The sequence below is a fragment of the Rhodopirellula maiorica SM1 genome, assembly GCF_000346295.1.
Classification (GTDB): Bacteria; Planctomycetota; Planctomycetia; order Pirellulales; family Pirellulaceae; genus Novipirellula; species Novipirellula maiorica.
Genome location: NZ_ANOG01000713.1, coordinates 1 through 12,029, shown reverse-complemented (window position 1 = coordinate 12,029; position 12,029 = coordinate 1). Strand labels below are relative to the sequence as shown.

At 55.0% G+C, this 12,029-nt stretch carries 8 protein-coding genes; 4 read left to right on the top strand and 4 right to left on the bottom strand.

Translation table 11 applies throughout. The features are described from left to right. From RMSM_RS23150 to RMSM_RS23140, 3 genes are all read left to right on the top strand, one after another. Window positions 1-979: enolase C-terminal domain-like protein (locus RMSM_RS23150; RefSeq protein ID WP_081614289.1), on the top strand; the 979-nt coding region annotated here is incomplete at its 5' end. Window positions 980-1,034: 55 nt separating this feature from the next. Then, complete coding sequence (locus RMSM_RS23145; RefSeq protein ID WP_236622275.1) at window positions 1,035-2,339, top strand: serine hydrolase domain-containing protein; 1,305 nt, start codon at window positions 1,035-1,037, stop codon at window positions 2,337-2,339. Window positions 2,340-2,392: 53 nt separating this feature from the next. Continuing rightward, window positions 2,393-6,604 (top strand): DUF7133 domain-containing protein, encoded by a 4,212-nt coding sequence (locus tag RMSM_RS23140; protein WP_008702142.1) that lies wholly within the window; start codon window positions 2,393-2,395, stop codon window positions 6,602-6,604. Window positions 6,605-6,979: 375 nt separating this feature from the next. Here RMSM_RS23140 and RMSM_RS23135 read toward each other — a convergent pair whose 3' ends face one another. The 4 genes from RMSM_RS23135 to thiD all read right to left on the bottom strand — a co-directional run bounded on the left by RMSM_RS23135 (window position 6,980) and on the right by thiD (window position 11,139). Beyond that, on the bottom strand, window positions 6,980-7,975 hold the full coding sequence (locus tag RMSM_RS23135) for an adenosine kinase (protein WP_040769123.1): 996 nt from the start codon (window positions 7,973-7,975) through the stop codon (window positions 6,980-6,982). 374 nt (window positions 7,976-8,349) lie between these two features. After that, entirely contained in the window at window positions 8,350-9,471 is a 1,122-nt protein-coding gene (locus RMSM_RS23130; RefSeq protein WP_040769122.1) for an NAD(P)/FAD-dependent oxidoreductase, read from the bottom strand. Further along, complete coding sequence (locus RMSM_RS23125) at window positions 9,468-10,229, bottom strand: methyltransferase domain-containing protein (RefSeq protein WP_008702135.1); 762 nt, start codon at window positions 10,227-10,229, stop codon at window positions 9,468-9,470. Before RMSM_RS23125 ends, RMSM_RS23130 begins: the two co-directional genes overlap by 4 nt. 139 nt (window positions 10,230-10,368) lie before the next feature. Then, window positions 10,369-11,139: a bifunctional hydroxymethylpyrimidine kinase/phosphomethylpyrimidine kinase gene (gene thiD / locus RMSM_RS23120; protein ID WP_008702133.1), complete on the bottom strand. Its 771-nt coding sequence runs from the start codon at window positions 11,137-11,139 to the stop codon at window positions 10,369-10,371. Window positions 11,140-11,630: 491 nt separating this feature from the next. Here thiD and RMSM_RS23115 point away from each other — a divergent pair. Further along, window positions 11,631-12,029 (top strand): serine dehydratase beta chain (locus RMSM_RS23115; protein ID WP_008702130.1); only part of this gene is annotated, 399 nt, incomplete at its 3' end.

The following is a 12,029-nucleotide window of genomic DNA, read 5'->3' as shown; positions in this document are numbered from 1 at the left end:
GTGGGCCAAGTCGCTAGAGAAACCGCTCTGGAAATTGCTGGTTGATCTGGAACCTGAATTCGTTGTCCAGTGCATCGATTGGCGCAACCTTCGCGATGCATTGACCGAACACGAGGCGGTGGCCATTTTGCAAAACGCACGCTGTAACGTAGCGGATCGAGAAACGCAATTGCGAGAACGTGGGCCCAAGGCTTACTGCACCGCGGGATGGTTGGGGCTAAGTGACGACGAAATCGTTGCTACGATTGAAAAGTTACGTGAACAAGGATTTGATTCGTTTAAACTGAAGGTCGGTCGCGACCTCGATCACGACGTCAAACGAATTGCGTTTCTTCGCGATGCCGTCGGCCCCGAGTGCAATCTGATGGTCGACGCCAACCAATACTGGGGTGTTCCCGAGGCGAAACAACATTTAGAGCAATATCGCGATTTTGATTTGAAATGGGTCGAAGAACCGATCGCCCGCGACGATGTACTGGGTTACGTCGATCTCGCGGAAACATTCGCCGAGGCAACTTTTGGTTTTGCTTGTGGCGAACATGCCGCGTCGCCAGTGATTTTCAAACAACTGCTAAAAAGCCAGGCAATCAAGTACTGCCAAATCGATGCGACTCGCGTTGCCGGAGTGAACGACGTGATGGCGATCATCTTGATGGCGGCAAAGTTCGGCATCCCAGTCTGTCCTCACGGCGGAGGGATCGCACTGTGCAATATGATCCAGCACTACAGTGTCTGGGACCAAATCGCTGTCTCGGGTACCTCCGACACTCAGTTGGTCGAATACATCGACTTTCTACAGGAAGCGGTCGAGCATCCGGTTCGCACTCGCGACGGACACTATGTCACTCCGTCGGCCGCCGGATGGGGACTCGAATTTATACCGACGTTTATCGACCAGTATCGTTTCCCCGACGGAACGGCATGGCGAGACCGCAGTCCATTGCGAAAAGGCGCGGCTTTTGAGGCAACGCCGTCTTAATGCACTCGAACTCATCGTCGAAGCTCGCGTGTTTCATCAACACATTGCGTCGACCGTGCTGTTTTTATCTTCAACCGGTATGCCCAACATGATTCGTGCGATCGTTAACGTGACTGTTCTTTCGATTTTCGGCCACGGTTTGCTGCATGCGCAGTCCCCATCGGTGGCCACGACCCCGTTGCCCTCCGCCGACGCGGCAGACGTTGGGATGTCGCCCGATGCGCTTCGCAAAGTAGACGCCGCGATGCAGGAATCGATTGACCAGAATCGCATTCCCGGCGGAATCGTGATGATCGCTCGCCACGGTAAAGTCGTCATGCACAAAGCATACGGCAAGATGGATCTCGAAGCCGACAAGCCGATGAAGCCCGATACGATCGTGCGAATCTATTCGATGAGCAAAGCGATCACCACCGCGGCGGCACTAATGCTGTACGAAGATGGAAAGCTGGATGTTGACGATCCTGTTTCCAAGTACCTGCCTGAACTAAAAAGCGTGATGGTTGCAGCAGACGGCGAAACCCATCCCGCCAAACAGACGATGACCATTGCGGATCTGATGCGTCACACCGCGGGCTACACCTATGGTCGTTCAGGAAATTCGCTTCACGACGAAGCGTTCAAGGAACTTGACATGCTGCAGCGTGATGACTCGCTCGAAGCGATGCAAACCAAACTTGCCAAACTGCCGCTGGTGTTTGAACCAGGAACGGATTGGCAATATGGGATCTCGATCGATGTGCTCGGCCGTGTGATCGAAGTCGTTTCGGGTGAAACGCTTGGCGACTTCCTTCACAAACGAATCTTTGATCCGTTGGAGATGAAGGACACGGACTTTTTTGTTCCCGCGGACAAGGTCGATCGCTTTGCAGCAAACTACAACACCGATGGCAAAGGCAAGTTGACGCTCGGCGACGCCGCCAGCGAAAGCCCTTATCTGACCTCTCCTGAATTTGAATCGGGTGGCGGCGGTCTGGTTTCTACGGCCGAGGACTACATGCGTTTCTTGCTGATGATCGCCGCAGGCGGGGAATTTAATGGTACTCGCCTGCTAAGCCCCGAAACAGTCGCACTGATGACGACCAACCAAGTTCCTGAAAGCGTCGGATGGATCAAATTTGGCAAGGAGGCTCGCGGCGGCGTCGGCTTTGGATTTGGGTTCTCGGTGCGAGAATCGATGAGCGACTGGGATCCCGATGGCCGTGTTGGCGAGTACGGCTGGGGCGGCGCTGCCAGCACGCATTACTGGGTGTCCCCCAAAGACAACTTGGTCGTGATTACGATCGAACAGATCATGCCTTACCAGTGGCTCACCGAATTCAAACTAAAAGGGCTGATCTACGACGCGATTGTCCAGTAGAATCCTCCGTTCCCCACCTCACTCAACCCGCCCCTCCTACCCCACCCCCCGTCATGAACCCACTCCGTTTGGTACCGGCGATCGCTGCGTCACTCTGTTTCGCGGTGACTGCGGGGACGAGTTTAGCCGACACCACATCTGGCAAGCCGCTTCGAGCCCTGTTGATCGCAGGAGGCTGTTGTCACGACTACGCCAACCAACAACAGGCATTGTGCGAGGGGATTCAGTCGCGAGCCAATGTCCAGGTCGATGTCTATTGGACGGATAATTCCACTACCGCTCCGGTATTGCCAATCTACGAAAATCCAAACTGGGCAAAACGTTACGATGTGATCATTCACGATGAGTGCGCAGCCAATATCAAGGATCAAGCGATTGTTGACCGCATCGTGCAAACGCATCAAACCATTCCCGCGGTGCATCTACATTGCGCCATGCACAGCTTTCGCACCGGAGGCGACGCGTGGTTTAAACACCTTGGTTTGCAATCGAGCAGCCATGGTCCGCAAGAACCGATTGAAATCCAATTTGTCGACACGAAGCATCCGATCACCGAGACGCTAGGCAATTGGACCACGGTCCGAGAAGAACTTTACAACAATGTCAAACTGTTGGGTGCTCATCCGTTGGCTATCGGCAAACAGATTGTTGGCAATGGTAACAACGCTCGGGTCGATCAAGCAGTCGTCGCGTGGACCAACGAAACGCAAGGCGCACGCAGCTTTAGCACTACGATTGGTCACAACACCGAAACCGTCCAAGACCCGCGTTATTTGGATTTAGTCACCCGAGGATTGTTGTGGGCGTGTGGAAACTTGTCTCCCGAGTACCTGCAACCGTTCGCGGGCAAAAACAAAGTCACCTTCCTCGATAAAGAAAAGTTTAAAGCTCCGATCTCGATCAATCTAGGCGAGATGCCCGATGATGCGACCCTAGTGAAAGCCAAAGCATCGTCCACTCAATCCTCTCATGATGCCTATATGGCGGTGGACGGTAATAAAGAAACGCGTTGGTGTGCTAGTGGAGCGAGCTATCCTCAGTGGTTGCAGCTCGAACTGGAAGAGCCGCACGTACTTAGCGAGATCGAGATCGCGTGGGAGTTCTCCGATCGTCCGTATCAATACAAGGTCGAAGGCTCGGCCGATGGTAAAACATGGTCTCTGCTGCTAGATCACGCGAATGCATCCGACGTGATTTCGACTCCGCAGGAGCTAACCTTACATTCGCCGTCAAAGTTTGTTCGCATTACCGGGATCTCTAGCAATGCCGGATGGTGCAGTATCCGCGAGGTTAAATTCAGCGGCCAGGGCGTTGGCTCGTTGTGGCCAGCGGACGCGAACAAGAAAAATTTTGTGGCGCTGAGCCCCGATCCCTACGCGAAACAGGGCAATGTCTATCCGACGATTGAAAAACTGAGCGAGGAACAAGAAGCAACGTTGTTATCGGACGTGAAAGTAGCCGACGGTTTCGAGGCGACCCTGTTTGCGGCGCCTCCGGCGGTGAACTACCCGGTGTTTGTTGCCGCCGACGTCGATGGCACCTTGTACGTCAGCTCCGACGGCAACGGATCGCTTGGCCGCAGCCCTCGTCGCGGGCGTGTGATCCGATTGCGTGATCTGGACAATGACGGACGCGCCGACGAAACCAAAGTCTTTTGCGAAGTCGATGCGCCGCGGGGCTTGGTGTGGGACCACGACCGTTTGTACTTGATGCACCCGCCGCACCTCAGCGCGTTCATTGACCACGATGGCGACGGGGAAGCGGACGAGCAAAAGATACTCGTCAAAAACTTGGCATTTGATTATGGCAAACGGCCAGCTGACCACACAACCAATGGCGTCAGCCTCGGCGTCGATGGATGGCTTTACATTGCTGGCGGCGACTTTGGTTTTATCGACGCCGAAGGGACTGATGGCAGGCGGCTAACCCATCGTGGTGGCGGCGTGATCCGAGTGCGTCCCGATGGCACCGGGCTCGAAGTTTACTCGACCGGAACCCGTAACATTCTGGAGGTTGCGATCAGCCCCGAAATGGAAATGTTCGCTCGCGACAATACGAACGACGGAGGCGGATGGGACGTTCGCTTGCATCACTTCACCGGTAATGACGACCATGGTTACCCGCGTCTCTACAAAAACTTTCCCGATGAATGTGTCCAACCGTTGGCCGATTACGGTGGCGGTTCCGGCTGCGGTGCGGTTTACATCGACGAGCCCGGTTTTGGCAAATGGAACCATGCCCCATTCACTGCCGATTGGGGCACCGGAGCCCTGTACCGACATACCGTCGCGGCCAAGGGAGCTAGCTACGAAGAAACGCAATCGCCCGAGCCGTTTATCCGCATGACTCGTCCCACCGATGCCGACGTCGATGGCAACAGTCGCGTTTACTGTGCCAGCTGGCGAGGCGCCACGTTCAATTGGAATGGCCCCGACGTGGGATACATTGTCTGCGTGAAGCCGAAAGATTTCACGGCGACGAAGCTGCCAAACTTTGATACCGCCAGTGATGAAGCATTGATCGCCATCATGAAATCACCGAGTGCGCGACGACGGATGGAAGCCGAGCGTGAACTAATGCGACGAGGAAACGCGGCTCATCACGAACTGCTACAACGTGGACTTGCGACACGAAATGACCAACGAAAACTCGCCGAGTCGCTGCAAGCCGACGCCACCGACCCCGCGTCAATCCAGCGCTGTATCGCTTCCCTCAGCAGCGATGATCCTGTAATCGTCCACGTGGCGATTCGTAGCCTGGCAAAACATCATGACGTCGACGCGTGCTTCGCCGCGTTGGACGATCATTCGGTTCCCGCGCGCCGCGTCCTCCGCAGCTTGGCGATGATCCATCAACCTGCGGTCGTGGACGGTTTGATCCAACGGCTTACTGTCGAGACGGCAGCAGATCGCAAGCAAGCGATTCTAGAAGCTCTGTGTCGCCTGCATTTTCGTGAGGGCAAGTGGAACGGCGATTCGTGGGGCACCCGGCCTGACACACGAGGACCTTATTACCAGCCTGCGTCTTGGAGCGAAACGGACAAGATCGCTGCGGTGTTGAAGCAAACGCTCCGGGACGCCTCGGGAAACGCGGCGGCAAAGCTGATCTCGGCGATGACTCGGAACCGAATTGAATCGAACGATTCGCTGTTGCGGTTGGTCCAATTGGCCAAACAGGACCCAAGTTTGATTGGTCAACTGACCACCCAATTGATTGCTAAGAACGAGGTGCCACATGACGCCGTCCCCGTGCTCGTTACGGCGGCAGACCGCAGCGACTTGTCGGCCGCTACATTGGCAGACGTTGTGAAGCTGCTAAGCACCGTGGATGATCGCGAGGCGTCTGCGTCGATGATCGCTGCACTTGTCACGTTGCAGCAGCAAGTCGAAGCGACAAAAGTAGGTGCCAAAGAACTCGTGCGTGCTCGCAACGCATTGATCAATGCACCACATCTTGATACGCAAACATCAAGCATGGTAACCATACAATCGTCCACAAATTCAAATACCGCGTTTTGGGCCGAAGCAGCACTCATCGCCGTGGCGTCTCGATCGAACGCGAGCCCCGAAAATCGCGAACTGGCAAAACAAACGATCGACGATGCTTGGCAAAATGCGAACCGACGCGTTCGGCTGATGCAAGCGGCGGCAACCATCGAGAATCATCTTCTCGACGCAGAAATCTTGGCGGCTCGATCCGATGCAAACGTCACGATCGCTGACACAGCGAAAGCCATCGTCAAACAAATGAAGATCGCCGAGGTCGCTGAAGATCATTCGGCAACGATCAGCTCGCTGTCTACCGGCGAAGCGGCCACGCAAGCGGTCGCCATGAAAGGAAATCTGGCGGTGGGGCAGCAGATCTTCACGAAAGCCAACTGTGTGGCCTGCCATACCATCAGTGAAGATGAAGTGCAAAAAGGGCCGTTTCTTGGCAATATCGCCAAGACCTACAAACGCCCCGATCTAGCAATCGCGATTTTAGAACCGAGCAAAACGATTGCTCAAGGGTTTGTCACCAATTCGATTTTGACCCTCGATGGTGTTGTCTTGACCGGGTTTGTGACCAACGAGCAAAGCGACCGCGTGACGATACGAGACCAGCAAGGCAAAGAGACAACGATTGCCAAGGACGACATCGAAGTGCGTCAAACCTCGCCGATCTCGGTCATGCCCGAAGGAGTGATGAACGACTACACAACGCACGAACTAGCGTCGCTGTTGGATTACCTCGAATCGTTGGCCGCGGCAAACGCGAAGGAATAATTTCCTGAGCCGTGACTTGCTCGGGCGTCAAGCATGTACCAGGATGTTAGCCACTTTAGCGCTAGCGGCCTCTTGATTTAGTGAGCCGCTCGCGCGTCAGCGGCCGGGTTCGACGCATCACCCGGTGCCCTACGGCCGTCGGCTCACCAAAGCGATTTGCATTTCGATTGAATCAACAGCCCGCTAGCCACGGTTTCGTCACCGCCCGACCATGGCTAGCCCCGTAACGCAAAGCTGTAAAGCATTGCGTTTGTGTATTTCCAGCGTAGTGGAAGTTGCGTGAGACGTTCGATCCACAGCGAGTCCCCCCGAAACTCTTGGCGAGTTTCGCTACGGAAAATTGTAGCGGCCATGTTTCGCGGCGGCGTGGTCGCGTTAGGCCAATTTGCTAAGCGACTGAATTTCTTCCTGAGTAAACTTGCGTTCCAAGCGAGCCCCCATTTGCGACACGACGCGTGCGGAAGCTTGCGATGCCAAGTGGCCGGCTTGTCGCCATGTCATTCCGTTGGTGATACCGTACAACAACGCGCCCGCGTACATGTCGCCCGCACCGGTGGTATCGATCGCTTTGACTTCCACGCCTTCGATCGGGAATGCTTCGCCACCGTGCATCACAATCGATCCCTTGGGCCCGAGGGTCAATGCCACGTTTTCGGCATGATCATGAATCTTCGCAGCACATGCGATCGGATCTGATTCTCCGGTCAAACTCTTGGCTTCTTCTTCATTACAGAAGAACAAATCGACCGGGCCGGTGATCAAGTCCCAGATTTCGTCGCGGATCATATTGACTAAGAAAGGATCCGATGCCGTAAATGCGACCTTCACGCCGTGCTGTTTAGCAATGTCCATCGCGCGGTAGGCCGCTGCTTTGGTGGTTTCGCCGGTCAACAAGTAACCTTCGATGTAAACGTACTTCGCCGCCTTGATCAATGACTCGTCGATATCGGATGACTGCAACGTGGCCGAAGCGCCCAGGTTGGTCATCATCGATCGCTGAGCATCCTCGGTGATCAAAACAGCGCAGGTACCGGTGGGCGAACCGTTAGCCGGCTCGACGTCCATCTTGACTCCCAAGTCTCGCATGTCCTTGATAAAGAACTCGCCAACTTCGTCATCGCCAATCTTTGCGATAAAGGCTCCCGCCCCACCAAATTCAGCGAGTGCGACAATCGTGTTGGCAGCCGATCCGCCTGCACAACGATTCAGTGGCCGTCCATTCAGCCGACTCAAAACGCTCGCTTGTTGTTGATCATCAACAAGGGTCATGATCCCCTTGTCGATCGACAATTCGCTCAAGATCGAATCTTCGACTTGTGCTTGGATATCAACTAGTGCGTTCCCTACACCCAGTACATCGTACGACGTCATTCGCTTCGCAGCCTTCAATTAACAGGTTTTCGTTAGTGCATTCACAGGCCCACAACTTAGTCAGAACGGGCGTCAACGTGTAGAACCCTAATGAAAACATCGCTATTTAGCAGACATCTGGGTGCGTGCCAGCATAAAACGCTCGTTCCTGTGATCACTGCTTAGAAACGCACTGCTTTCTAGGTAGAGCATCAAACCCCGTGGTGGTGTTCGCCGAGAAGCGTCCTTTTTGCAATGATTTTCTCAGACACCACAGCTGTTTGATCGCCAAATTTGGTGGGAATCGCGATGGGGTCCGATGGGTTGCAGCAAGCAGTGAAACCAACGCTTGGCGAGTTTCGCTACGGCGACTTCTTGTAAGATTGTGGCAAAATCTAAGCCTTGTTCATGCTTCGCAGCAGAGGGGTGGCGAGACTCGGAAACAGGCGAAGTGTGCCTGCGGCGATACGACACGCCGCTGGCGACCGTAGCGCGGTGGTGACAAGGCGGCATGTTCGTTTGCGGCGTCGCAGCAGCGCCGCAAGTTTCCGGTCCCAGACGTCGCCGACATCGTTCAAGTCGCCAAACGGCGACGCGATCAACTCTGCCGCCGCGATTCCCCCTTGCATCCCCCACGTCATCCCTTCGCCGGTAAACGGCTCGACGTAACCCGCCGCGTCCCCGATCGCCAACACGCGACCATGCCCGGCACGTCGCGATCGCCGCAGTGGCGGCGTGGTCATCACAGTACCGAATTCCGATAGCTCGATCGATGCAAATTGGCTTGCCGACAGTATCCGCCGCACTCGTGTAATCGGATCGCCATGTGCCCCCGAGGCTTGCCCGGACTGGAGCGCCGCCGCCACATCGACGCGTCCATCGGCCAGTTTCACAAGCCCCACATAACCGTCTTCGTTACAGGCCATATAGATGACACCGGGATCAACGTCCGCCGACGATGCCATTACCGAAATTCCGAAAGGCCCATGCGGGACTTCGGTCCAAGGCAACAAACCGCTACAGTTGCCCGAGCGAAGGCCCGCTGCGATGACAACGCATGAATAATCGTGTAACGACGTCGTGCCGTTTTGATCCAATTGCACCGACACGCCATCGCGTGTGCTGCCTTTGACGACTGCGGTGCAATTCATTGACACATTGGCACCACAGCGAACCGCGGCATTCATCATCAGCGGATCCAATACCTCGCGCGAGATCGCCACTCCCTCGGGAATCGACAACTCAATTCGCTGCCCGGCGAGGGAAGCACACCACCGTCGCGTTGGCATCCCGGAATCCAATACATCGGCACGAATCCCTAGCTGCGAAAACACTTTCAAGCCGGCTTCGCCAATACAGCATCCACACACCTTCGCACGTGGAAACACAGACTTTTCCACCAAATCCACTGCGACACCGAGCGAACGCAAACGAATGGCGCATGCTGCACCGGCCACGCCGCAGCCAATGATGAGCACCGGCGAACGTGACAACGACTCGGACCTACCATCGCTCATACGGGTACACCCGAAACGGTTGGCACGATCGCCACGTTTGAGAGTGCCGGTGGCAGCGCCGTCACCGGCTTGTCATACGACGCGAGGAAACGACACGGAAAAGCGGGATGCATCTCAATCACGCCCCCAAGAACGCTTTGCGCCAAAGCTTGAAACTCGGCATGCGTGTACGCGCCTTGAACGCTGAGCACGCTATCGGTGTGAACCACAGGTGATCGCGATAAAACACGCCCGGCAAAGGCAACCATCGCAAGGTTCAGTCGTGAACGGTGCAGGTCACAAATAAGAATGCCCCCGTCGGTTGCCAATTTCATCGCCCGCAACAACGTTTCGACCTGCTCGTCGCTCAAGTGGTGCATGAATAGCGAACTGGTAACGACATCAAAACCACGTGGAAGTGGATGGGCCAGACAATCCGCTTGAACCGACTGCACGGTCACTTGCGCTTCGGCGGCGCGTCGCTGTTGCGTCTGGACGGCAACGGGGCTGACGTCCAGCATCGTAATTTCCATGGCAATGCCGTCGCGACGGGCACGTCGGGCCCAATAAATCGGAACATCCCCGGCCCCGCTAGCGACATCCAAAATTCGCAGCGGGCGATCCGCAATCGTAGCGGTGCGTCGTCGCAAATGTCGGTACATCAAACCGGCGACACCGGTAAAGCGATTCAGACGCGACAATCCCTTCAAAGCCAATTCGTGTTGATCACGCGGCAAATCAGGATCGTCCATCAATTCGTGTTGGAGATTCCGTTGCATAAATAAAATTCCTCGGAGATGCGGAAGTCGACCTTATCGATTGAGCAAACCTTGGGCCAACATTGAACATCCGCAACCACTGGAATTATCGAGGATTGGATTGCACGAAGCAACAAAATTGTCCGGAGCAACGAAGTTTTTAGAACATCAGATTCAGCGGCCCCAATCCTTTGCCTAGCTTCGGTGCCGTACGAATCGCTTGGAGAATAAACTGCTTTGCGTGCTCGACCGCATCAAGCAACGGCTTGTTCCTAGCAAGGCTTGCGGTAATTGCCGCCGACAGGACACATCCGCTGCCATGCGTGTTTTCCGTAGGAATTCGCTGGCCGCCGATTTGGTGAAAACGACCGTCGGTAAACAGCAAATCGACTGACTCATCGCCGATCTGCCCTCCTTTGACCAGTACATTTTTCGCCCCCATCGCATGGATCGTTTTGGCAGCTGTTTTCATCGATTCCAAATCATCCACCTGAATGTTGGCCAACCGAGCCGCTTCCATCGCATTGGGTGTGACCAAAAACGCATGCGGCAACAGAAGTCGTCCGAGCACCTCGACGGCAGCGTCATCCAATAGCGGCACACGATGCTTGCTGATCATGACGGGATCCACCACCAAGGGAAAATCAAACGATGCAGCCCGCTGGGCAACGGCTTCGATCATCGCGGCGTTACCCAAGGCGCCGGTCTTGGCCACAGTCGGCGGAATGTCGTCGAGCACCGCATCCAATTGGGCAAGCACAAAGTCGGGCTCGATCATTTCGATTGCGTCGACCGTTTGAGTGTTTTGAACCGTCAATAACGTCACCACACTGGTTCCGTAAACACGATTGGCGTGAAACGTTTTTAAATCCGCTTGTAAGCCTGCTCCACCCGATGGGTCTGAACCGGCGATCGTCAATGCAACGTGCAACGTAATAGCCCTCGCAGTTGGGAGTAAAACAAACCCACTATGTTAGAATAGATACGTGTCGAGTGCTTGAAAAATCGATGGGCTGTTGGGCGAATAAAAGCGGTAACAACCGCGGAATTGCCGTAGGTGGCATTTGATCCCCGTCCGCTTACACCACTGCGGTTCACTCGGTCAACTAAGCGGTAAACAGAAGTCAGTCATTCGGTATCTTCGCCGTTTTAACGCTTTTGACTCATTAATTCAGTGAGTCGCGACGCGCGAGCGGCCGGGTCGGTTGCATTACCCGAGGCCTTACGGCCAACGGCTCACCAATGCAATCTGTATTTTGTTTCGATCGACAAGCCGGCGATGAGTTTCGCTACAAAATGCTTCAAAGCGATGGTCCAAACGGCTAGTCGAATTTGTTGAATGCTTTGACTGCCTATGGCTAACGAGACGACATTCACTTGCTTTCACCGACACGCTACGTCGGTGATGAAAGAACAATCACCATGATCAGTCTGTTTGATTTACTGAAAATCGGGATCGGCCCAAGCAGTTCTCACACCGTGGGCCCGATGATCGCCACACAGCGTTTTGCCAAACAGTTGGAGCAAACGGGCAGAGCAGAATCGGTGGTGCGAATTGCCATCGATCTCTACGGATCTTTGGCACTGACCGGAAAAGGACATCGCACCGACCGCGCGGCGATTTTGGGACTGTGCGGCGAACATCCGCGCACCGTGGATCCGGAATCGATCGACCCGCGTTATGCTAAAATTCAATCCGATCACGTCCTGCCTTGGATGGGAAAACACTCGATTGAATTCGATATCGAGCGAGACCTACGGTTTCATGGCGACACCTTTCTTCCCGAACATCCCAACGGAATCCGTTGCACCGCGATTGCC

What these genes read in the sequence shown, in the direction of transcription:
- RMSM_RS23140 (WP_008702142.1), top strand. Translation starts at nt 2,393, where the DNA reads ATGAACCCACTCCGTTTGGTACCGGCGATCGCTGCGTCACTCTGTTTC.
- RMSM_RS23130 (WP_040769122.1), bottom strand. Translation starts at nt 9,471, where the DNA reads ATGAGCGATGGTAGGTCCGAGTCGTTGTCACGTTCGCCGGTGCTCATC.
- RMSM_RS23125 (WP_008702135.1), bottom strand. Translation starts at nt 10,229, where the DNA reads ATGCAACGGAATCTCCAACACGAATTGATGGACGATCCTGATTTGCCG.
- RMSM_RS23135 (WP_040769123.1), bottom strand. Translation starts at nt 7,975, where the DNA reads ATGACGTCGTACGATGTACTGGGTGTAGGGAACGCACTAGTTGATATC.